General features: G+C 57.4%; 28 protein-coding genes. 12 read left to right on the top strand and 16 right to left on the bottom strand.

Annotated elements, in window-relative coordinates:
- Window positions 1–59: 59 nt before the first annotated feature.
- From SynRS9907_RS08095 to SynRS9907_RS08080, 4 genes are all read right to left on the bottom strand, one after another.
- Window positions 60–1,154 (bottom strand): GTP-binding protein, encoded by a 1,095-nt coding sequence (locus SynRS9907_RS08095; protein WP_188020621.1) that lies wholly within the window; start codon window positions 1,152–1,154, stop codon window positions 60–62.
- Between the two features lie 116 nt (window positions 1,155–1,270).
- Window positions 1,271–1,981 (bottom strand): phosphoesterase, encoded by a 711-nt coding sequence (locus SynRS9907_RS08090; protein ID WP_188020620.1) that lies wholly within the window; start codon window positions 1,979–1,981, stop codon window positions 1,271–1,273.
- Entirely contained in the window at window positions 1,981–2,796 is an 816-nt protein-coding gene (locus SynRS9907_RS08085; RefSeq protein ID WP_185186059.1) for a metallophosphoesterase, read from the bottom strand. The genes SynRS9907_RS08090 and SynRS9907_RS08085 overlap by 1 nt, the downstream gene beginning before the upstream one ends.
- Window positions 2,797–2,801: 5 nt before the next feature.
- A complete protein-coding gene (locus SynRS9907_RS08080) occupies window positions 2,802–3,581 on the bottom strand; it encodes a GTP-binding protein (protein ID WP_188020619.1) in 780 nt (259 codons plus the stop codon).
- A 162-nt stretch (window positions 3,582–3,743) separates the two neighbouring features.
- On the opposite strand from SynRS9907_RS08080, the gene SynRS9907_RS08075 reads away from it, so the two are divergent.
- Together SynRS9907_RS08075 and SynRS9907_RS08070 are read left to right on the top strand one after the other, a co-directional pair.
- On the top strand, window positions 3,744–4,001 hold the full coding sequence (locus tag SynRS9907_RS08075; protein ID WP_255445828.1) for a hypothetical protein: 258 nt from the start codon (window positions 3,744–3,746) through the stop codon (window positions 3,999–4,001).
- A gap of 8 nt (window positions 4,002–4,009) precedes the next feature.
- Window positions 4,010–4,186, top strand: a complete 177-nt coding sequence (locus tag SynRS9907_RS08070) for a hypothetical protein (protein WP_255441738.1) — start codon at window positions 4,010–4,012, stop codon at window positions 4,184–4,186.
- 422 nt (window positions 4,187–4,608) lie between these two features.
- On the opposite strand, the gene SynRS9907_RS08065 is transcribed toward SynRS9907_RS08070, so the two are convergent.
- The gene (locus tag SynRS9907_RS08065; protein WP_188020617.1) at window positions 4,609–4,791 is read right to left on the bottom strand and encodes a hypothetical protein; all 183 of its coding nucleotides are present in this window, start codon (window positions 4,789–4,791) and stop codon (window positions 4,609–4,611) included.
- Between the two features lie 131 nt (window positions 4,792–4,922).
- Entirely contained in the window at window positions 4,923–5,099 is a 177-nt protein-coding gene (locus SynRS9907_RS08060) for a hypothetical protein (protein WP_188020616.1), read from the bottom strand.
- A 204-nt stretch (window positions 5,100–5,303) separates the two neighbouring features.
- Between SynRS9907_RS08060 and SynRS9907_RS08055 the strand changes: the two genes are divergently transcribed.
- Window positions 5,304–5,687, top strand: coding sequence for a hypothetical protein (locus SynRS9907_RS08055; RefSeq protein ID WP_255446038.1), 384 nt, complete (start codon window positions 5,304–5,306; stop codon window positions 5,685–5,687).
- A 532-nt stretch (window positions 5,688–6,219) separates the two neighbouring features.
- Window positions 6,220–6,384: a hypothetical protein gene (locus SynRS9907_RS08050; RefSeq protein WP_011364523.1), complete on the top strand. Its 165-nt coding sequence runs from the start codon at window positions 6,220–6,222 to the stop codon at window positions 6,382–6,384.
- An 11-nt stretch (window positions 6,385–6,395) separates the two neighbouring features.
- Here the strand turns inward: SynRS9907_RS08050 and SynRS9907_RS08045 are convergent, their stop codons facing one another.
- Complete coding sequence (locus tag SynRS9907_RS08045; protein WP_188020614.1) at window positions 6,396–7,271, bottom strand: GNAT family N-acetyltransferase; 876 nt, start codon at window positions 7,269–7,271, stop codon at window positions 6,396–6,398.
- A 166-nt stretch (window positions 7,272–7,437) separates the two neighbouring features.
- Here SynRS9907_RS08045 and SynRS9907_RS08040 point away from each other — a divergent pair, with 166 nt between their 5' ends.
- The gene (locus tag SynRS9907_RS08040) at window positions 7,438–7,830 is read left to right on the top strand and encodes a DoxX family protein (protein WP_188020613.1); all 393 of its coding nucleotides are present in this window, start codon (window positions 7,438–7,440) and stop codon (window positions 7,828–7,830) included.
- A gap of 16 nt (window positions 7,831–7,846) precedes the next feature.
- On the opposite strand, the gene SynRS9907_RS08035 is transcribed toward SynRS9907_RS08040, so the two are convergent.
- From SynRS9907_RS08035 to SynRS9907_RS08025, 3 genes are all read right to left on the bottom strand, one after another.
- Window positions 7,847–9,610: a gamma-glutamyltransferase family protein gene (locus SynRS9907_RS08035; protein ID WP_188020612.1), complete on the bottom strand. Its 1,764-nt coding sequence runs from the start codon at window positions 9,608–9,610 to the stop codon at window positions 7,847–7,849.
- A gap of 648 nt (window positions 9,611–10,258) precedes the next feature.
- Window positions 10,259–10,438 (bottom strand): hypothetical protein, encoded by a 180-nt coding sequence (locus tag SynRS9907_RS08030; RefSeq protein WP_115009204.1) that lies wholly within the window; start codon window positions 10,436–10,438, stop codon window positions 10,259–10,261.
- Window positions 10,439–10,508: 70 nt separating this feature from the next.
- The gene (locus SynRS9907_RS08025) at window positions 10,509–10,796 is read right to left on the bottom strand and encodes a DUF1651 domain-containing protein (protein ID WP_188020611.1); all 288 of its coding nucleotides are present in this window, start codon (window positions 10,794–10,796) and stop codon (window positions 10,509–10,511) included.
- 341 nt (window positions 10,797–11,137) lie between these two features.
- Between SynRS9907_RS08025 and SynRS9907_RS08020 the strand changes: the two genes are divergently transcribed.
- Together SynRS9907_RS08020 and SynRS9907_RS08015 are read left to right on the top strand one after the other, a co-directional pair.
- The gene (locus SynRS9907_RS08020) at window positions 11,138–11,530 is read left to right on the top strand and encodes a hypothetical protein (RefSeq protein ID WP_255445827.1); all 393 of its coding nucleotides are present in this window, start codon (window positions 11,138–11,140) and stop codon (window positions 11,528–11,530) included.
- Window positions 11,523–11,723 carry a hypothetical protein gene (locus SynRS9907_RS08015; protein ID WP_188020610.1) on the top strand — a complete coding sequence of 67 codons (201 nt, stop codon included), beginning with the start codon at window positions 11,523–11,525 and terminating at the stop codon, window positions 11,721–11,723. The genes SynRS9907_RS08020 and SynRS9907_RS08015 overlap by 8 nt, the downstream gene beginning before the upstream one ends.
- Window positions 11,724–11,819: 96 nt before the next feature.
- Here the strand turns inward: SynRS9907_RS08015 and SynRS9907_RS08010 are convergent, their stop codons facing one another.
- From SynRS9907_RS08010 to SynRS9907_RS08000, 3 genes are all read right to left on the bottom strand, one after another.
- On the bottom strand, window positions 11,820–12,209 hold the full coding sequence (locus tag SynRS9907_RS08010; RefSeq protein ID WP_188020609.1) for a putative quinol monooxygenase: 390 nt from the start codon (window positions 12,207–12,209) through the stop codon (window positions 11,820–11,822).
- A 110-nt stretch (window positions 12,210–12,319) separates the two neighbouring features.
- Entirely contained in the window at window positions 12,320–12,508 is a 189-nt protein-coding gene (locus SynRS9907_RS08005; protein ID WP_115132832.1) for a hypothetical protein, read from the bottom strand.
- A gap of 773 nt (window positions 12,509–13,281) precedes the next feature.
- Complete coding sequence (locus SynRS9907_RS08000) at window positions 13,282–13,497, bottom strand: hypothetical protein (RefSeq protein ID WP_244278651.1); 216 nt, start codon at window positions 13,495–13,497, stop codon at window positions 13,282–13,284.
- Window positions 13,498–13,672: 175 nt separating this feature from the next.
- Here SynRS9907_RS08000 and SynRS9907_RS07995 point away from each other — a divergent pair, with 175 nt between their 5' ends.
- From SynRS9907_RS07995 to SynRS9907_RS07975, 5 genes are all read left to right on the top strand, one after another.
- Window positions 13,673–14,167, top strand: coding sequence for a hypothetical protein (locus SynRS9907_RS07995; protein ID WP_188020608.1), 495 nt, complete (start codon window positions 13,673–13,675; stop codon window positions 14,165–14,167).
- A 234-nt stretch (window positions 14,168–14,401) separates the two neighbouring features.
- On the top strand, window positions 14,402–14,650 hold the full coding sequence (locus tag SynRS9907_RS07990) for a DUF3104 domain-containing protein (protein ID WP_188022395.1): 249 nt from the start codon (window positions 14,402–14,404) through the stop codon (window positions 14,648–14,650).
- A 654-nt stretch (window positions 14,651–15,304) separates the two neighbouring features.
- Entirely contained in the window at window positions 15,305–15,475 is a 171-nt protein-coding gene (locus tag SynRS9907_RS07985; RefSeq protein WP_188020607.1) for a hypothetical protein, read from the top strand.
- Window positions 15,472–15,615: a hypothetical protein gene (locus tag SynRS9907_RS07980; RefSeq protein ID WP_188020606.1), complete on the top strand. Its 144-nt coding sequence runs from the start codon at window positions 15,472–15,474 to the stop codon at window positions 15,613–15,615. Before SynRS9907_RS07985 ends, SynRS9907_RS07980 begins: the two co-directional genes overlap by 4 nt.
- Window positions 15,616–17,620: 2,005 nt before the next feature.
- Window positions 17,621–17,809 (top strand): hypothetical protein, encoded by a 189-nt coding sequence (locus tag SynRS9907_RS07975; RefSeq protein WP_188020605.1) that lies wholly within the window; start codon window positions 17,621–17,623, stop codon window positions 17,807–17,809.
- A 14-nt stretch (window positions 17,810–17,823) separates the two neighbouring features.
- On the opposite strand, the gene SynRS9907_RS07970 is transcribed toward SynRS9907_RS07975, so the two are convergent.
- The 3 genes from SynRS9907_RS07970 to SynRS9907_RS07965 all read right to left on the bottom strand — a co-directional run bounded on the left by SynRS9907_RS07970 (window position 17,824) and on the right by SynRS9907_RS07965 (window position 18,530).
- Window positions 17,824–17,997, bottom strand: coding sequence for a hypothetical protein (locus SynRS9907_RS07970; protein WP_188022504.1), 174 nt, complete (start codon window positions 17,995–17,997; stop codon window positions 17,824–17,826).
- A 97-nt stretch (window positions 17,998–18,094) separates the two neighbouring features.
- On the bottom strand, window positions 18,095–18,220 hold the full coding sequence (locus SynRS9907_RS14045; protein WP_255441732.1) for a hypothetical protein: 126 nt from the start codon (window positions 18,218–18,220) through the stop codon (window positions 18,095–18,097).
- A 49-nt stretch (window positions 18,221–18,269) separates the two neighbouring features.
- Window positions 18,270–18,530: a hypothetical protein gene (locus SynRS9907_RS07965; RefSeq protein WP_188020604.1), complete on the bottom strand. Its 261-nt coding sequence runs from the start codon at window positions 18,528–18,530 to the stop codon at window positions 18,270–18,272.
- Window positions 18,531–19,066: the final 536 nt, after the last annotated feature.

Here is a 19,066-nt window from a genome sequence, read left to right as displayed (position 1 = left end):
CAGCGTCAAGACGGAACAACCACAACTCGATTTATGGCGAGGGTGCGGTGTCCTTTGACTCAATGCGCCACACAGGCTTGTAGTTGTTCCCGCAGGGTGGTGTGGTCGATGTCGCGGCCGATCAGCACCAATTGGTTCTTGCGATCACCGGTCCAGTCGGTGTCGTCAATGGAAAAGCGTTTGCCTGCCAGATGGAATACATGGCGGCGTTCGCTTTCGTTGAACCAGAGGATTCCCTTGGCCCGAAACACCTCCTGGGGCATTTGGTTGCCGAGGAAGTTCTGGAACTTGCGCAGGGCGAAAGGGCCATCACTTTGGAAGGACATGGAGGTGAATCCCTCGATGTCCTGATGGTTGTCGTGGTTGTGGCTGTGGTGATGGTGTCCGTGGTCATGACCGTCCCCATGGCTGTGGTCGTGACTGTGCTCATGCCCATGGCTGTGATCGTGCCCATGGCTGTGGTCATGCTCATGGCTGTGGTGATGGTGTCCGTGGTCATGGCTGCGACCGTCGTCGGCGGGAGAACTCACCTTGTCGGATTCGAACAGTCCGACACTGAGCAACAGGGCAAGAGGCACCTCTCCTTTCACCGACCGCAGGATCCGCGCATCGTTCTTGACGGCTCTGAGTTGCTGTTCGACGCTCTCAAGCCGCTCCTCGGAGACGAGGTCGCACTTGTTCAACAACAGAATGTCGCCGTAAATCACCTGGGCCCGGCCAACTTCCGTGTCCAGAACGACGTCGTCGAAGTTTTCTGCATCGATCAACGTGATGATCGAATCGAGGCGGGTTTGGTCCCGCAGCTCACTTCCAAGGAAGGTCATGGCCACCGGCAGGGGATCGGCCAGACCGGTGGTTTCGACGACGATGTAATCGAGCGGTTCCGGGCGTTCAATCACCCGTTCCACCGCTTCCATCAGCTCGTCGTTGATCGAGCAGCAAATGCAACCGTTGCTCAGCTCCACCATGTCTTCACCGGTGGTGACGATCAGATCGTTGTCGATGCCGATTTCACCGAACTCATTCACGAGCACCGCGGTCTTCACCCCCTGCTGATTGCTCAGGATGTGATTCAGCAACGTGGTTTTCCCCGCTCCGAGGAAGCCGCTGAGAATGGTGACGGGAACGTTGGCGGTGGCGGGTTCAGTGGTCATTGGGTTTGAAAAACAGAGGTGATCTTTGGGATCAAAGGTTGTGAAACGACGTTCTTGTGTTCAGGCGAGCAACTCACTTAGCAGTTGCTGCGACAGAACATCTCGAGACCTGGCAGTCAGCCAAAGCCCCTCCCCGATGCGTTGGAAGGCTCTCCCGCAATTCGAAACTCGATGTGATCGGTGGCGGGGTCGTAGAGGGTGTAATGCCTCCCCCCGCCAATGCCGATCACGCTTCGCTTGGGCACAGCCTGTTCGCTCTGCTGTTCACCGGCATGGTCTTTGACGTGGGATTGGATGGATCCACCGGAAAGCTCCAGTCGGAACTGACGCCGACACCGCGCCGTAAAAAGTCGGTTCACATCCAGCCGCGTCAGCCGATCCAGAAGTACCAAGGCTGAAGTGTCTTCCGTCAGCTGGTCGCCGACGTCAGCGGAGCTGCCATGAATCAGAGCGCAGTCGAGTTCGATGAAGCCGAACTGCAGCGATGCCAGCCAGTTGAGATGGTCAGCGTCCACCGCAGCGAGAAGTTCTCCGACCGCCGCCTCGCCCTGCTCGGCTCTGAGCCCTTCAGCCTTGCGTTCGCCGCGGTAACCGCACTCCGCCAGAAGCTGTTCTTCCCACCAGCCATAGATGCAGTCGGGCTGAAGATCAGCGCGCTTCGGCTGCCTCAGCCGCTCGAGCAGTGCATTGCACTTGCGTTGTGATCCGATCAGATCACCGAGAACGAAGAGATTGGCAACACCCCGCTGTTGCTTCAACTCCTTCTGAATCTGTTCGTACAGATCCAGGTCTCCTTGGAGACCACTCACCAGGGCCCAGCGTTCCATCAGCGCTCACACACGTGGCTTGCGTCTTCAGCCCGCTCGGCATATTCGAAGCCGTGGCTGAGCCTCCAGGCAAACACCTCCGGTAAGCCCGCATCAACGATCGCTCGACAGGTTTTGGCGACGTCGTAGTCGACCTCCCGAATCGTCACCTCTCCGGTGTTGTCGTTATGGATCACATAGGTGGCCTTGGTGCTGCCATGACGCGGTTCCCCCACAGAACCAGCGTTAACGATCCGCCGCATCGGCAGTTCCATCTCCTGTTCTGTTGGTGCGCCTTGATCGCGTTGTTGCACCTTCACTCGAATGGATCCCTGGCGTAGTTCGCGCACATAGGGCTGATGGGTGTGGCCGCAGAACAAGGTTTCCGCCCCTGCTGTTTCCACCCGTTCAAGGGCCGCAAAGGCATTCATGTCGGGCAACAGATATTCGTGCTGACTGTTCGGACTGCCATGCACAAACAACAGCTTGTCGCGCCGCAGTGTCATCGGAAGTTCAGCCAGAAAGGCCTTGTTCTCCTCCGTCAGCAGATCGGCTGTCCAGTGATGGGCGCGATGGCCTCGTCGTTCCGCCAGTTGGGAGGGATAGCTGCATTCACAAGCATTCAGACCGTCAATGATGTCCTCATCCCAGCACCCCTGGCAGGTGGGAATCTCGCGCTGACGCACCAGTTCCACCACCTCATTGGGCTGGGGTCCGTAGCCCACAAGATCGCCAAGGCAGGTGATGGTTTGGATGCCCTGGGAGTCGATGTCGTCGAGCACCGCCTCCACGGCGGCAAGGTTGGCGTGCAAACAGGAGATGACGGCGTGGTTCATGTCAATCAGCCTTGCGAGGTGGGTTGTTGTTGCTGGAGCTGTTGTTGCTGCATGGCGAGCACGTCATCCGCGAGCAGACAGTCGTTGATGGTGGCTTGCATGCCTTCAGGGTTGAGTGCCTTGCCCTGAACAACGAGCTCTGAGGTGCGACTGGGGCGACCCTGCGGCGGTGCCGTGGCGTCCAGGGGCAGGAACTGGGATGACTCCTGGCTCACCATCCAATTGCAGAAAAATGCCCGCCCGTCAGGAAGATTCATCAGGCCTTTGGCGCGGTACACATCGCCGTAGGCACCGTTCACGAGTTCAAACCAAAAGCTGCTCAGGCTGTTGGGATCCCAGACACAACCCGACAGAGAGGTGTGCCAGGCCTCGAGCTTGCTGAACTCCAGGGTGTCCTTTGCAGGCAATTCAGGGTCTCGCCCGAAGTGCAGGAGTTGGTCGGGGTGCAGCTGCAAGGCCTCCAGCTTGGAGCGAACGTCGTCTCCGAGCCCTTCAACTCCTTCCTTGCTGGGGGGATGGAACTGCTGCACTTCGATCAGGGTCAGCCCATCGTTGTCCTGCTTCAGATCCGTTGCGTTGGCTGTTGCCGGTTCCTCAAGCCTGGGCACCTGTCCCTTGAGCCAGGTCAGGTCGATTCCGCTGTCTTCCCCCTGTTCAAGCCCCGCTGCCTTCTCTCCCTCCAGCCGCAGGTAGGCGCAGGGGCCTTGATGCTGCTGAAGCCTTTGGAGCGCCCAGGTTGTTTTCCCGCACCCCGGGGGGCCTGAAATCAGGCACACCTTGCCCATCGCAACCTCCTCGACATCCGAGAATCATTCTCATTATGAGCCGCCACCGACGCCCTGTCCCGTTCTCTTCGTGCCTTTGTTTGCTTGGTATCGCTTGCTATGGCGCTCCCTGCTTCTCTCGCTAGTGTCATCAGAACCCGGTTTTGATCTATGCAGGCCTTGGTGTTCCTCGCCCTCGTGCTGGTGAACTTGGCTCTGACGGTTTATCTGGTTGAAAAGGGAACCAAGTTTTGGAAGGAGCAGCGCCGCCTCAAGCGCCTCGTCAACCACCACCCTGAAATGAAGGGGGTGCATCCCGATGAGGATGGCCTCTTTGTGTTCGAGAGCGATGATTCGCTCAAGGTGCTCGTGCTGGAGAACGATCAGCCCGGTTCTGATGAGCCCTTCTACGTCACAGAAGAGGATCTCGAAGAGGACTGAATCGCTTGGTGCAGGAATGGAACGATGAGTTCATCACCCAGGCTCAGCATGAGCTCAAGGGGATGGTGGCTGACTGGAAATATGACTACGGCGTGAGTGATCGCGATTGCTCGGCGATGTTGCTTTGGATGCTGATCAAGCTCAATCCCGACGCCAAGATCGATGCTGGCCTGCTTGATCGCTGATGCGAACTTCGCTAGGTGCAATCACCGATGCCGTTTAGTTCCTTGCGATACAGAATGAACTGGTAACCCCCAGCTCAGAACAGGGGGAAACTGCGTCGAACAGGGGAGGGACTAGGGAACCCTTCCTTTTTTATGGACCCCCTTTGCAGTGTTTGCACCAGCGCTACATCTGGGGTGTTGCCACAAAAAAGCCCGCCGAAGTGGGCGGGCCGGGTGATGGGGTCTCTCAACATAACCCCGATGGCCACCACATGCAGCGTTGATATGTGATCAAGGAGCCCTGCATAAGTAATCGTGCTCCCCCTAGATCTGGGGCTGGATGAGTATTATCGAGCCAACGCATCAAGATCTGGTGCTGTGAGCCGGGTGATGGGGATCGCTTCGGCTTGATGAATCGCTCCATGGCTGGAGCGATTTTTTTGTTATCGATCTGAGTGGTGGTTGTGTTCCACCTCCGGCACGTTGCGACTCAGGTAGAGGGCGTTGCTGAGCCCCATTACAACGGTGCATCCGGCTGGTCCGCAGACGCGATACAGGTGATTGCCGATCGATTCCACGGTTCCATTGCCTTGTACGGAGTAGGGCAGACGCAGGGTTTCGGCCATGGGATCACGTTTGAAACTGCAGTCGTCCTACGGATTCGTATTTGGACCGGTCTGCGACAACCGATACGGGTTTGGCTTTCTTTGCGTCTCTCAGCATTCCTTAAGAATTGGGCTCTTCGGCTCTTCATGGTTCAGGTGCCTGGGAAATGGCTGGCCTTGAGCCGAACGAGGTGATCGCGTACTTCCAGATCGGGCATGCGCATCACCCGTTGCATCAGGTTTTGCCGATGGGCATAAAGCCCTTTGCATCCCTTCAGCGGTTCGATCAGCAGATCGAGCAATTGAGCTTTGGCGGTTGTGTTGGTCATGGTTTTCGGTGCTCCTCGCCTCGTGTTCCATCAGCATCAGCAAAACCTGAGATCCACACATCACCCACTTGAGGGGTTGTGGAGTGGTGATCCAAAACGATGTCTCCCTCATCTGAGGGGACGTCGTCTGATGACTCCCCTTAACGTGACCTGTCTTCAGGGGGTCCGATGAAGGTTCTGCAATCCGTTCTGGCGTTGTTGCTGGTGCTGGTGCTCGGTTGTGCAACAACCTCAACGGTGTCTGCCGCAACGCTTGAAGAAGCGGCCAGTGGTGATCTGATTGCCACTCTGGAAAAGGCGCGCGATGTTCGCGAGCAGGCCGACATCAAGATCCGGGAAAACCTCAAATTGATGGCGTCGAGTTGTTTGTATATGAGTGATTCGTTGAAGGAGTTGATGGCTCTTGAGAATCAGTTTGAAGACCGCCAGATCGAAGATTTCACCGTGGGAATGGCAGACGCGGTTGAGTTGGAGTTGCTCGATGAGGAGTCACGTAAGATCAAAGCGCTCTACCGCAGATCCCACTGTGATGATCCGATCATCCTGCGTGAGCAACTGCGGCAGGCCGATCAAAAGCGCAAGGCCTGAATCAGCAGCAGACCCCCGGTCCCTGTGACGGAGGGGCCGGGGGTCTGTGTCTGAACGGTGGTGTTCAGGGTTGGTGTGGCCGTCCCGTTCCGGTGAACAGGCGGCCTAACTCGCTCGTTTGTGCATGACGCAATCCATCAGGTGTGGCTGAAGGAAGGTCGAAGCGTCTGGCTTATGGCGCCTGGGGCCATGTTCCAAGGGGTCGGGTGATGGGAGCTCCTTAGGGCACCTGGCACGGTGCAGATGGAGTGCCGATCGGCCTGGCCTTTCGCACAAGGCCTGTCGAAGGGCGCACCCAACAAGAGGTGTGAAAACTGTTGGAGCAGGGGCCTGAAAGTCAGCTTGCTTCTGACGTTTGCTCGGTTGGACCGTCGTCTCGCATGGACGCCTCCGATCTCGATGCACACAGTCTTGGGGCTGGGCCAGGCCCTGGCAATCAGCACGAACACGCATTGCCTTTCAGGCCAGAACCGGCTGAAAGTGGGACTGGCGTGGCTGCGATCTGATTAGCCTGAACCACCGCGCGTGGTTGATGACGATTCCCTTCGGCACGCCTGAACCTTCGGACGGTCTGCTCAACAAGTCGGTGTCGTCCACCCGACTGCGCGCTTGGTTGAACACCCGCCTCCGCCAGCTCGCGGTGGGCCAGCGGATTCAGGATGCGCGGGCTTTGCGCAGCGAATTCCTGGTGGAGTGATCGTTCAGCGATCAACCCAGCTCGAGGCAGGCCAGGCCGTAAACGTTGCGGTCGTGCCCCCTGGGGATCACGCCCTTGTACATCCGCACCGTTGACGTCATCGGTTTGAAGCCCCTGGCGCTGAGGATGGTTTTGGCGCTCGGGTTGTGGCCGGGGGTGTCGATCAGCACGACACCGTTGTGGTGGTGCAGGGCGTTGTTAAGCAACAGCGAGGCCATGCCGGGGTCTTCGGCGAGCCAGGGGCCCACCCGCCAGCCCTCGCCGATTGGCAGCAGGCAAGGGCGAATGCGCACGTAGCCATGGCATTCGCCCTCGGCATCCCTCGCCGCGAACACATCTCCGGCTCTGTGGCGGAGCCATAGCTCAAGGAAGTGGGGCCTTGGGCTGATCTCATGGCGTTCGTCGTAGCGCTGAATCGCCTCCAGCGACACCTCGTGCAAGGGCACGACGGCAACGTCGCTGCGCTGGCCGGGGCTTGCGTCCAGTGATGCCTCGCTGCGGAACAGCATCTGCCGGCGGGTGGTGATGCAGTCCTTCTGAAATCCAGCTCGTTCGTAGAAGCCCATCATCTGCACAGCGGCCTCCAGGCCAATGCACTGCACGCTGCTCAGGGTTTTCAAAGCGTGCTGCCAGAGCCGACGGCCGATCCCCTGGCCCCGATGCTCCGGCTTCACCACGAACAGCCCGATGAAGGCGTAGTCGGGGTTGTAGGTGACCGCCGCGATGCAGCCCACCGGTGCGTTGTCTTGCCAAGCGAGCCAGATCCCCTGGCGATCGGTGTTGGCGTAGATCTCGATATCGCCGATTCCTGGGGCGAAATCCTGCTCACGGGCCAGGGCCGTGACCACGTCGAGGTCGGCGGGGGTGAAGGGTCTGATCTCCAGCATCGAGCTCGGCCCATCCCGACCCTGCTGAACTCCGTCTTACCGCCTTTGACGGTTGATCTCCATCCCTGGATCAGCTCATCCTCTGCTGGTGCATGACTGTTCTTGCTGAACAGTTGCTCTCTAGGGTGCTGGTCACGACTCCTCTGCCTGCGGGCTATTGATCCCCATGACTGCTTCGAAGCTGTTCGATTTCCTCGGCAGGGTGCTGATGGCGGCGGTGTTTGTGAATGCCCTGCCAGCGAAGTTCACCAACTTCGCTGAAACCGCAGGCTTCATCGCCTCAAAGGGCATCCCCGAACCCCTGGCTTCAGTGCTGTTGGTGGCGGCAATTGTGGTGCTGATCGTTGGATCGATCCTGCTGGTGTTCGGTAGCAACACGGTGCTGGGGGCCTCGCTGCTGCTGCTGTTCCTGGTGCCCACCACCCTGATCTTCCACACCTTCCCGGTGGACAGTGGCTTTGCGATGAACCTGGCCCTGATCGGGGCGTTGATCCTTGCCATCACCCGTGCCTGGGGCAATGGCGTGCCCAGCTTCACGCACCTGCGCTCCAAGGGTTGATCGCCGGCTGGCTGGCTCAGGGCAGGGCCAGGGCCATGCCTTCTCGGCGCGGATCAGCGGCCCCCTGCCAGCCAGCGCCGATTTTTTGAATCAGAGCGGTGCCGCTGCCGATGCTCTGACGCCGTGGCCTTGTCTCGCTTGTGAGCTGCTGCAGCGGAAACGGCCAGGGCAGCGGCGGATCGTTTTCCAGCACCAACGTTGTGCCCCGGCACGAGAGATGGGGAAGGCCCACCGCCCTTGCCGGCGGTTCGTTCCAGACCAAGGATGCCAGCAGCACCCGGCTGAGTAGATGGGGGATGCTGCGGCCGCCGGGGCTGCCGAGGGCCAGCACTGGATCACCGTTGCGGAACACCAGCGTCGGCGCCATCGACGACATCGGCCGCCGTCCAGGCAGTCGGCGGTTGGCGACCGGTTTGCCGCCAAGGCTGGGCTTGAAGGCGAAATCGGTGAGCTGATTGTTCATCACCATGCCTCCTACCAGGTGCCGACTCCCGAAGATCGTCTCCACCGAGGAGGTGTAGGAGGCGATGTTGCCGCTGGCATCCACGATCGTGATCTGGCTGGTGCCTTGTTCGATGCCCCGATCCGGTCTGCCGTAGGGATAGTCCTCGATGCCTGGGGGTAGCCCCGGTGCTGGCCTTGCGCCGTTGGTGCCCTGCATGGCTCTTGCCCGGCTGGCGATGTATGTCTGATCCAGCAGGGCTGCGGTGGGAACCGCTCCATCGATGGGGTCATGCACCCAGTAGAGGCGGTCGGCATCGGCCCAGGCCTGGGTGCGGGCCAACTGCCGCCAGATTTGCGGCTCACCTGCGCTTGAGCTGGCCAGGTTGGCGGTCTGGTTCAGCAGCGCCAGGGTTTGCAGCAGCGCCAAGCCACCGCTGCTGGGGGGTGGCACCGTGCAGATCCGATGCTGCAGCTGCTGGCTGCAGAGGGGGGGGCGCCGCACCACGGCATAGCTGCTCAGATCAACGGAGCTCCAGCCGCGGAAGTTCGGTTCGCTGGCCTGCAAGGCATTGATCCCGTCCAGGATCTGCTGCGCTAGGGGCCCTTGATAAAAGGCCGGGCCCCCTTCCCTGGCCAGCAGTTTCAGGGTGCGTGCCAGGGCTGGGTTACGGAAGGGTTGATCCGCTGCTGGTGGCTGGCCACCGGGCAGGTAGAGCGCTTGAAACGCAGGGCTGTGGGCCACGCCGAAACGCTGGGCCAGGCGAATCGAGCGCAACAGCCGCGGGCTCGGCAGAAAGCCAGCGCTGGCCAGGCGGATCGCCGGTTGCAGAGTTTGGCTCCAGGGCATCTGGCCGTGGTTTTGATGGGCCTCCCAGAGCAGGGCCACGGTGCCGGGAATGCCGATGGCGTTGGCTTGGCTGGTGGCCTGTCGCCAGGGGATGGGATCCCCCGCGCCGTCGAGCAGGTCGTCGGGGCGGCTGCGTTCGGGGGCCACTTCACGGCCATCCAGCACTGAAAGCTGGCGTTTTTTGGCATCCCAGTGCAGCAGAAAACCGCCACCTGCCAGGCCGGAGCTCTGGGGTTCCACCACTGCCAGCACCGCCTGGGCTGTCACCAGAGCATCGATTGCGCTGCCGCCGTTCTTCAACGCAGCCAGCGCTGTCGTGCTGGCCAGGGGATTGGCGGTGACCACCACAGCGGATCCGCGGGTGGTGGAGATGCCCTTGCGGCCGGGGTCGGTGGATTCCGGATCGTCGCGGCTGATCGGGGCTGGCGATGCTGGGATGGTGCTCCAAAGGCTCAGCGCCAGCAGCAACGCTTTGAGCTGGTGGAGCACGGCGTTGGATCAGCTGGTTTCAGTCTTGTGGTTGGTGAGGCGGACTGCTGGCCTTTGCTGGCCTTCTGATCCAAAAAAAAGAGCCGGCCCCTCAGCCCGCTCCTGCTTGACGCATTGAAGGCACCACAGCCTTCACTCCAAGAGTGGATCAGTGGAGGGACGTTCCAGGTGCGATTGGAGCGTTTCTCAGGGAATTCTCAGGAGGTGGAATAGGCACTTCAGCTCAATGAGAATCATTCCCGCATGGCCGATGATCGTGCCGGCGCGAGCACCACTGCAAACGCTTCTGGAGGGAAAAGGGAGCAGGTTCCCTCGCCTGCTCCTCTCCCCTCGGCTGTTAGCGAGAAGCGGCCGTTCATTAGGAGGAGATGTATCCGCAGGCCCACCTACGGGATACATCACACACCTGATTGGAACATACCCAAAAAAGGTTCCCGAAGAGCCCACTCCCCGGGAACGACTCGTGCATGCGAGGAGAACTTAATGCTGCGCAATCTCCCTTAACAATGGGTAATTGTGCTCAGCCCGAGATGGCTGGGTCTCGCTTTGATTGCCCTGGCTCTGAGTCGCTTGGCGCGCCCCAGATATCCAATAAAAAACCCCTGCCTGCTGCAGGGGCTCATAACCGTTTTGTTGTGGCTGATGGGCTCAGAGGCCGAGGAATTTGGCGGGAATTCCATCCAGGCTGTTGTTGCCCATCATCTGGAAGATGACGTTGATCAGCATTCCTCCGATGTGGAAAGCTCCCACCAGAGCCAGGCCTCTCCAGAGTTTTTCGGCTGCTGCTGGGGGCTGATTGTTGGCCCAGGTGCCGGATCCGTTGGTCATCGGTTGATCGCAACTTCAACAACGTTGGCGAAATAGGTAGTAGCGGTCCAGCAGTCGTCACTGAGGTTCATCAGCGCACCGGCGGTGGACAGCGTCGCCAGCCTGTTTTGAGCATCGTGTTCCAGGCTTCGATGGCGTTGTGCCGCAGCATCCGTCGCCGGGTCTGGGGCACCGGCGGACTGGGCGGAATCCAGCTGTAGGTGCGCACCACCACCCACTGGGCATGGGCGGTGGATGCATCTGGTTTGAACTGCACCACCTTCTGCTGCTCTGCGCTCACCAGCCAGCCTTCTCCGCCGGGCTGTTCGGGTGATTCGTGGGTGGCGCGGTAACGGGGCAAGGGGTGGGGCGACGGCAAACAGAAGACAGCTCTGCAAAGCATCTGCTGCCGAAGCCTCGCCCCGACAGCACGATGGCGAATTCGCTGCTTGAACGGTGGGCCATATCGAGCAGGACGCTGTTCAGGCCTTAAGGACGCTGGCGAATCCGACGGAATATTGATGAATGCGTTGTTGTTGTGCTTGAGGAAAAGAAGCTTGTCTCAGTCAAAACGAGGCATGAGAGCAGCTCCTGGTGGCCTTGGCTTGCGACCACGGTCCAACCAAGGCAGAGCACCTTTGCATGGATCGATGTATGGATCGATGTCTTGGTGAAAAATGTTGAGCAATTTTTTGTTTCTCCAAGAAAAAATATAAAGTTTTGTCTTTGCTTGATAAGCAAGGATGCGAAGTTCAACGCATTGGTTCGAAAAGTTATTGGGGCTTCATTCTTTTCTCGCATACATTCCGGCAAATCCAGAAAGCGATGCCCTGCCGCCAGGTTGAAGATTTTTCCCAGAAAATTGCCTCAGACTTTGCTGCAGCCTGCAGGACTGATGAGGAGAGTGAGGATTGTTTTGGGACTGCTTACAACTACGGTCGCGACCATGTAACCCGTCTGACGCATGAGATCATTCGACTTCAGCGGGAGAGTGGTTTATCGAGAAAGGAAATCGTTGAATCGATCAAAGATCTGGCCAGTCATATGAATGCACTCTCCTATGTGTTTCTTGTGGCGGCCGATGTCGCTGAGAAAGCCCTGGATCATGATTGATCCTGAGGACGCGGCCGCATATAACGAGTCCAGAGAAGATGCTCCTTGCTATGCCCCGCGGGGCGATTTTCTGATCGGTCTTGCTCAGGAAGCGCTTTCCTTTACCAGGAGACGGAAGCTTGAGAAGGAGATCGCCGTGATCAAATCAGCGCTGAAGGGCCATGACGACAAACCCACAACCCGTCGCGCCTAGCAACTCAAAACGCGTCTTGACGAACTCGAGGATGAACTAAAGAGCAATCCATAGGCATGACTGCAAAAACTCGAGGGATTCTTTCCGCCAGCTTGTTCAGACCCTGCTGTATCCAAGCTTGGTTTCAAAGATCTTGAGTGGAAGTCCAAACGACTCCATCAGCTGCCGGCAGTCTTCGCCAACCGTGCCGTAAACCTCAATGCTGAAGCCATCGCCAAGCTCTGCATGCTTCTGCAGATACTCCTGAACGGGAGGGTTGGAGACATGGGCGCTGAATGCCTCGTCGTTGGCGTAGACCTCAGACCACACGAACGCTTGGGGATCGTCCGGATCCTGATCAAAGGTGTGGTGAATCATGCCTGGCTCAGATGCCTGAACGGCTTCGTCAGTGATGCGAGCCAGCTCCAGGTACTGGTCCACACAACCAGGTTTGACGTGGATTCGCGCCAGCAACATGAACGGTGTGGATGTGTCGAAGCTGGCCATCGGATCTCAGGCGGTGCCCAAGTGTTCCATGGATTCAGGCTGAAAAACCCCTGGAGGTGCACTCTCCAGGGGAACCCTGCATGTGTTTAGTCAGGAGCCGATGAAGCTGATCAGGCGGCTAGAGGCTGTTGTTTCAGCGACAAGCGACCGCCAGCCATTGAGTTGTGAACCAGGTCTTCGGCATAGCGGCGGCCTGCTTGTTGTGCTTCTCGAACGCTCTTGAAATTGCCGACAAAGTCGTATTCCTTTCCGTCAACCGTTGCTGCAACCGCATAGAGCCTGTCAGCAACTTTGCTCACAGACCAGCGCAAAAAGCAGGCCGGGGAGTTCTTCTGACTGTGCATACTGTCCTCCATGAAATAACGGGACGACTTAAGCACTTGCTTGTTTGCTGCACCTCAAAGCTTTAAATATCGCAAATAGGTAATTATTTTTATTTCATGATTTCCTCGTCAAGGTCTCATGAAATGGAATGATGCGAGCTCTGTGGTCGGCCTTTTCGAGCAGCTCCTTCTGCCGCGATGGCTGACCTTCAACCAAGCTGCGACTTAATGATGTGGAGCCACGGAACCGCGAGGAGAAGCGAGTCCTCCCCGAGCGATGCGGTATCCGCATAAACACGTTCGCTACGTCACACTGATTTGTGCCTGATGCACTGAATGTCTACAGCTTTCAGACATAAAGAGATCTCCCCATTGATCGCTCTCAACGGGGAAACCCTTCTGCCAGCCCCAGGGTCGCTCTCCCCGTGCTGCTCAGCACCACATCTGGTGTGTGGCAACTGAAGGCTCAATGATGAGGCCATTCAGCAGGCTTGTCTGGAAATTTCTGAAGATGTGCTGATCCGCCAAAAATTTCGGTAGATCCCAGCGATGGTTTCGACTGATACGGACTGCCGAAAAGCTCGATTGGCCTCGGGAGAACGACTGGATTCGCTAGACAAACGGACCCAGCAGTTGCCGCTGACATGGGTCCGCGTCCCGGGCTAGGTGCATGAGACCAGGACGCGATACAGATAAGCCATTGGAGCCAGTTGATTCAGCGAAATTCGCTACTCAAATGGCTCCACATGTCATGCGGGTGCTTTGCGGAAATTGGTTGAATAGGGGAACCGGTAGCCAAGCTCCATTTCCTCCAGCTGCTCCTCGGCGAGGTAGAGGCTGCGCGTGAAGAAGCACACGTTCTCGCTGTCGCACACCAGAAATTTGCCGGCTTCGATTTTTTGGATGGATGAGCCGCGCGGAGTCTGTGCGATCAAGTCTGCTTGAGCCATGGAGCGTGCTGGCAACTCTCCCCTGTCATGGCTTTCATCGTTTTCGTTTGGTCGTACCAACGCGCACACTTCGACAATGTCATTTCCTCAAGTTTCTTGGTAACAACAGATACTCGGGTTAAGCGATAAAAAGAATCTTTCGTGCCAGCCCAAAAATGGGCTATTCACGGTCTCGTTTGAAAATGATGCGATGAAGTGGCTGCTCTCGAAACTCGGTTTACTCAGGCAGCACAAGAAGACCCAGGATCTGCAGGACGATCTCTCGTTTTTTAAGACCTCGCTTCAGGCCAATGCCATTGCATGTCAATGGCTTCTGAGGAAGCAAACTCAGCTCTTGCTGATGCAGAGCAAGGGGTCAGCATTAATGATCAGAATCAGGGATGCATCCGGTGATGGCACGGTTGCGAGCAAGTTGGTGGAGCTCAGCCTCAAGGCAACGCAAGTACAGATAGAAGCCCCATCTGCGAGCGGCCAGATGCTTCTTGAGCTTGGTTATCGCACGATTGGTGGTGACTTCATCACGCTTGAGTATTCCTTCATTGACCTGGGCCCCAAAAAAATTGTGCCGCCAGAGTTGACCAATTGGTTCAGCAACGAAACGGACAATATTCACCAAGAGATGTACGACTTGGCCACCAAAGGGAAAGCTCTTGGTGGATCTGAAGTCATGCCCCTTGGCCGGTGAAAACGTCGACCACGGTTGTTCCGTCAAACCTCTCCGAACCAAGCGATCCCACTGATCCGTAAGGCTCTCTTCTGAGGCCGGAAAGGTGTTGAATCAAAATCCGCAGCTTCAACGCGTCGACGACTTGCATCGGCTCGGCGCCGCACCCAGCCTGTTGCTTGAGCCTCCAGATTTTGTTTCTGGCCCCTGGGATCACCCCTATGCTAGTACGGCTGTACTGTTTTTTGGGTTATGGTGGTGGTTGATCATGCGAGCGGAGTTTCGATGCCCACGTCGGATCCGGTTTTCCTGCACGTCAAGTCGGGCATGACCGTGATCGTCGCTGACACGGATGGGGCCTGGCGGATGGCCGATGTGATCTGGGTCGATGGTGGTGCCAGAAACCCCAAGACCCCGACGTTGTTTCAGGTGGCTGATGTCGACACCGGCGTCATCAACTGGGTCAACGCCGATTTCGTCACTCACATCGTTCCGAGGGTCTGAGCACCAGTTGTGGAAGGCGCGGGCGATGGAACCCGCGTTCCTGCTGCCTTCCTGCGACGCGTCGAGTGGGGGGTCGCTTCACTCTTTTAGACGTAGCGACACACTGCTTCAACTCAGCCTTCATGCCTACTTCCGATGCCGAAGCAATCTGCGCGACCTCGCGGCGCGGACGTTGAACTCAGCAGAGTGATCAGCGAAGGCGCTTCGCCTTCATTGCGTCGAGTGGGGGCAGGCTGAGGGGCCCGCCTCCTTTTTATGTGTGGCTTTCACGCGATGGTCAGCCGCACACTGTGGGCATGCCCCATACAGGCATGACACGACTCTTTTTGCTTTTGGTTGTCGCAGCATCCTTGTGGGCTGGAATTGCCCTGGACCGAGCGGGTTGGAAATACAGGAAGCAGCTCTGGCAATTTCAAGGAGCTGCAACTGGCTTCGTTGCCGGTTTTCTGCTGGGACGTTCCAGGCTGATCTGAGTGTTTAGCGCCGTCGTTGCGAGAGCCAATTCAGCACCGTGTTGATCGCCGCCAATGTGACCAGACAGGTGAGGCAAAAATCCTTGTAATCCATGGAGGTCCTGCGTGAACCCCGCAGGTTGCCAGGTCACCCCTGCCCATATCGTTCCGAGGGTCTGAGCTGGCGGTTAGGTTCTCTCTTATGAAACTCCTCAACCCCCTCCACCTCGGTGGCGCCGTGCTGATCGCGGTCATGTCCCTGACCGCTGTTGTTGGTGCTGCCAACGCCTGTCATCACAACGCCGAGACAGCCGAGCAAACTTCTACTGAGCTTCCTCAGAACGCAGACGAGAAGGCTGAGGTGGAAGCTTGAACGACTACTCGACAGCGATCATCGCTCTTGTGATCGTCACCGTTGTGATCTCGGCAGCAGTTGTCTACGTGCTGGCCCAGCCCACTGACCTGCCCAGATACAAGGAGAACGACCCGAGATCCAAAGAAGACGACAACTGAAGGTTGGGTGAGACGCGCGTGCAAAACGCGTCCATAGAGGCGGAGGTCCCGGCATCGAACACTGGGACTTTTTCTTGGGCATCACCCACGGTTCGTCCGAAAAGGTTTGAACATGGACCAGGGCGTAGGGATACCGCCCCACCGTCTTCCGCTCCACCGTCTTCCGCTCCACCGTCTTTTGCTACAACGCCTTTTGATGAGCGATCAGGCAGAGGGACAAGCCACAGGCTGTCCATAGTTTGCTTCCCCATTTCCCATCCTCTAGACACGATGAAGTTGTGAGGAATCACCTCATGGGATGGAAACAAGGTCGCATCCCAGAGATTGTCTTGAGGCCTCTGCCTTTGGCGGAGGTCTTTTTTTTTGACTGCCCAGTTGTGAAGAGAGCCGTTTTCTTGTTGTCGAGCTTCAGGTATCAGCAACTACTGCAGCCAGTGTCAGCCCTGCCATCATTGATTAACTGCACAAAGTAAGTGTCGCTTGAAGAGCAATACATCACTCTGATGGATGCGGCTGGAAGGGTTACGGATGAATGGTGTCGGGAAAAATTTATCCAGGAAGCAGACAATGTTTTATTGCACATTAATGCTCAAGTTCTGAAGAACAGGCAAGAGCTCAACGCCATGTCTGCCTAAGGCGGTTGTCGTTAAAGCAGTGAGTTGCCCCCGTCGCCAGACGGGTTGTTGATGGCTTGTGCCGATAAACCTGCCTATCGACTCGCCAGGGCTTGGAAGATCAGAGCCGCAAAAAGCGACCAAAGCACGGTGTTTGCGAAGCGGTGCTCTAAGGCCAACCGACGGGATGTGCTCCTCATCAGTAGGTCCCGCGGAAAACCGTTGCGATCACTGAAGCAAGCGAGCAGGTCAACAACGCAAGCAGTGCGAATTCCATGAAGGTTCTGTTCTGGCCTGCTTCTGTCATGCCTCGGGTTGAAGCAGGGCTGTCGTAGCGGTCGGCACCAGAGAGCCCAGATCAGCGCCTTGACCCGTGGAGGCGAGGGAATCCCGGCTTTTTCTTGGCTTGCTGACCGCACCCTTCGTTTTGTCGTGATGGCGACGACCTGTCGCTGAACCTCCCGTCATCATTTGGGTGCTTCTTCGGTGAAGGGGCGATGCGTCAAACGCGGGGGTGCTTAGGGAACACCCCCCTTTTTTGGCAGTTCGTAAACGATGCCCACGGCACCGCAGGCGGTTAAAGAAGGTTGTGAGGCTGGGACGCCAGCACCTTCGACGCATACGTCCCCTTGTTGATGGGCGGCATTCCCTGCCGCCTTTTTTTTTGCATCTGGTCGACGGAACCACGGCCGGTCTCCACGACTTTTTCTGACGGTTATCCCACTCCCTTTCACGGGTTATCTGGACGACAGTGAAGCGGTCGTCAAACGAGGGTCACGGGCCTCTGGAGGTGAGATCTCCAGGGGCCTTTTTGTGTTCCCCTCGGCTCTTGATGAGGAATCTCCCGCTCAGGGCTCCAGTCCAACCAACAGGGGCTTACGCAGACGGATAGGTTCAATTTGTCCAACGAAACGCTGCCTATGCAGCGATGTCTTGATCGATGTAGTCCAGAAAATGAATCACTCTTCTTTCCTTCTTCGCTTGCAAAGCCTCCTTGGCAAGAGTCAGCAGCTGATTCTCTCGGGCTTTGATGGCGGTTCTCCACCGTTTGGGTTTGGGATTGGTCACACGGAAGGGCCCTGAGAGAGGAGAAGTCCTTGAAGGCACAAGTCTTTTCAAGCCGCACGACGCTAGGGGTCACAAACGAAAACCGACAAGATGCTTGATGGTTGTTGATAAAGGTTCATCTGGATATCGTTTATTTGTATCAGTCTGAACTCTCAGTTTGGCTGTGACAACAAGAGAAATTGCTTCAAACGTGAAACCATTTCCAGGCACCCTTCGTGAGGAATCTCATGGGAACAGGGCTAATTGAAAAGCCTGGAGAGATTCGATGCGCAGTTGAAACCGGGAGCGGTTTGAGCCACAACTGGTTTGTCGCAGCAACTCAGATGGCTTCCAGCACTGAGCAACGCAGAACAGAAACCACGAGCTCCACTCGCATTGCAGCTGGACTCATCCTTGGGTTGGCATGTTTCGCTGCGGTGCTCACCGGAGGAATCTTTGTTGGGCAGACCATCGGTGAAGCATTGAGCACGCTCCAAACCATCGCCCCAGTGCAGGTGGACCCGCTTCGCTGAGATGTTGGAGCCGATCAGGCTTCAACGTCAGCCTTGTCATCGGCGTTGTGGTGGGCCTCAACTGAAGTGGCTTCGGCTGACTTGCTGCGAGGGCAGTCAGCGGCGTTGGCGGCGCCAATAAAAACAACCACTGCCATGATCGCGACGATCACGGAGCCGCTTACAAAAGCGAGATTCGGACCTTTCACGTCAGGTTTATGCGAGTGCTCAGGCGACCCTAGTGCTGGATTCAGATCTGCGGGGCGATGTGGGCGGAACGGTCAGTGTTCACCCACGGGGTGGCCTCTATTGATCCTTGTTTTCTTTGTATCTGGGCAGATCGGTCGGCTGAGCCAGCACATAAACGACGGCAGCAGAGATCACCACGGTGACCACGATGAGAGCGGTGATGGCTGCTGAGTAGTCGTTCACTGAGGTCTCTTCAGAGTGAAAGGTTAGGGGTGACGCTTTCCTGGCTGCGTCAATTGCCTGGAAGGGCCTGGCTGTGGATCGTGGTCATCGTGTTGTTCAGATCACCCACATCCCGAAGCCCTTCGGCACTGAACCAGGGTGCGTTCTCCCAGCTGAAGCCTTCACCAAAGGTGTTGTCGGGTGCCGTGACGTACCAGTGACAGTCCACATCCGGCGTGTCAACGGAGCACTGCGACCAGTCCGGCTCCCACTGAGGCACCTGAACCCACATCACTGCTGCAAAAACCAGGGAGAACAAGGCTTTGAGCATCAACCGAGTGCGCCTTATCGAAACTTAACACGATTTGGTCTCAGGATTGGAATCGTCGACGGCACTGACGATCACACCCTCAATGCTCGAGCAAGAACGGGTTTTGGTAGTCAGTGACTCGATTTCAAGCGGTCCAGCGGGGATACAACGCAAGTGCCGTGCTGTGCGTTCGAGGGCACACCGGTGGCGGAATCGCATTCGCTTACCGCTCGACGCGATGTGATTCCGTCTTGTGTATCCAACTTTTGAGGGTGTTTGCACCAGGCTTCGCGTCATCAACTGAAGACGTGATCCCGAAGCTGGCCTGTCGATCGAGTGCAAGCGGCCGCAGCCTCATCAAGCTGCGTGTCCTCTGTGCTCCGAGTGATGTACTGCGTTGAGCGAAGCGATGGGCCCGACCAATGGGTTCAAGAACAGTGCTTCAAAACTGAGTTCAAGGCGTTCGTCAATGCACGAGCCAAATCGCTTGCTTTGGCGAACGTGTACCGCGTCATCTATCAAAGCCCTGGGCTCTCAGGTGAAGTGGTGAGAGTTGC

It is taken from the genome of Synechococcus sp. RS9907 (genome assembly GCF_014279615.1).
GTDB lineage: Bacteria > Cyanobacteriota > Cyanobacteriia > PCC-6307 > Cyanobiaceae > Parasynechococcus.
Note: the sequence above shows the minus strand (reverse complement) of the source record. Positions and strands in the feature narration are given on the sequence as shown.

Excerpts from the sequence above, each read along its gene's own strand:
- SynRS9907_RS07985 (WP_188020607.1), top strand. The coding sequence starts at position 15,305 with ATGAAACTCCTCAACCCCCTCCACCTCGGTGGCGCCGTGCTGATCGCG.
- SynRS9907_RS08080 (WP_188020619.1), bottom strand. The coding sequence starts at position 3,581 with ATGGGCAAGGTGTGCCTGATTTCAGGCCCCCCGGGGTGCGGGAAAACA.
- SynRS9907_RS08085 (WP_185186059.1), bottom strand. The coding sequence starts at position 2,796 with ATGAACCACGCCGTCATCTCCTGTTTGCACGCCAACCTTGCCGCCGTG.
- SynRS9907_RS08065 (WP_188020617.1), bottom strand. The coding sequence starts at position 4,791 with ATGGCCGAAACCCTGCGTCTGCCCTACTCCGTACAAGGCAATGGAACC.
- SynRS9907_RS08060 (WP_188020616.1), bottom strand. The coding sequence starts at position 5,099 with ATGACCAACACAACCGCCAAAGCTCAATTGCTCGATCTGCTGATCGAA.
- SynRS9907_RS08010 (WP_188020609.1), bottom strand. The coding sequence starts at position 12,209 with ATGGCCAGCTTCGACACATCCACACCGTTCATGTTGCTGGCGCGAATC.
- SynRS9907_RS07995 (WP_188020608.1), top strand. The coding sequence starts at position 13,673 with ATGAAGTGGCTGCTCTCGAAACTCGGTTTACTCAGGCAGCACAAGAAG.
- SynRS9907_RS08095 (WP_188020621.1), bottom strand. The coding sequence starts at position 1,154 with ATGACCACTGAACCCGCCACCGCCAACGTTCCCGTCACCATTCTCAGC.
- SynRS9907_RS07975 (WP_188020605.1), top strand. The coding sequence starts at position 17,621 with ATGGCTTCCAGCACTGAGCAACGCAGAACAGAAACCACGAGCTCCACT.
- SynRS9907_RS08090 (WP_188020620.1), bottom strand. The coding sequence starts at position 1,981 with ATGGAACGCTGGGCCCTGGTGAGTGGTCTCCAAGGAGACCTGGATCTG.
- SynRS9907_RS08045 (WP_188020614.1), bottom strand. The coding sequence starts at position 7,271 with ATGCTGGAGATCAGACCCTTCACCCCCGCCGACCTCGACGTGGTCACG.
- SynRS9907_RS07965 (WP_188020604.1), bottom strand. The coding sequence starts at position 18,530 with ATGCTCAAAGCCTTGTTCTCCCTGGTTTTTGCAGCAGTGATGTGGGTT.
- SynRS9907_RS08015 (WP_188020610.1), top strand. The coding sequence starts at position 11,523 with ATGATTGATCCTGAGGACGCGGCCGCATATAACGAGTCCAGAGAAGAT.
- SynRS9907_RS08040 (WP_188020613.1), top strand. The coding sequence starts at position 7,438 with ATGACTGCTTCGAAGCTGTTCGATTTCCTCGGCAGGGTGCTGATGGCG.
- SynRS9907_RS08030 (WP_115009204.1), bottom strand. The coding sequence starts at position 10,438 with ATGACCAACGGATCCGGCACCTGGGCCAACAATCAGCCCCCAGCAGCA.
- SynRS9907_RS08050 (WP_011364523.1), top strand. The coding sequence starts at position 6,220 with ATGACGATTCCCTTCGGCACGCCTGAACCTTCGGACGGTCTGCTCAAC.